Here is a 224-nt window from a genome sequence, read left to right as displayed (position 1 = left end):
ACTCAGCATATACGTTTATTAAACGTCTTATTAAACAATTTGGCAAACCTCAAATGATAATTACAGACCAAGCCCCTTCAACGAAGGTGGCAATGTCCGAAGTGATTAAAGATTTTAAACTTACCCCCAACTGTCATTGTACCTCTAAATATTTAAATAATCTCATTGAACAAGATCATCGTCATATCAAATCAAGGAAAATAAGTTATCAAAGTATCAATACG

General features: G+C 32.6%; 1 protein-coding gene. It reads left to right on the top strand.

Translation table 11 applies throughout. The features are described from left to right. Nucleotides 1–224: DDE-type integrase/transposase/recombinase (locus tag CD172_RS12130; protein WP_142384443.1), on the top strand; the 224-nt coding region annotated here is incomplete at both ends.

Origin of the sequence: Staphylococcus agnetis (genome assembly GCF_002901865.1) — a bacterium.
Lineage (GTDB): Bacteria > Bacillota > Bacilli > Staphylococcales > Staphylococcaceae > Staphylococcus > Staphylococcus agnetis.
Note: the sequence above shows the minus strand (reverse complement) of the source record. Positions and strands in the feature narration are given on the sequence as shown.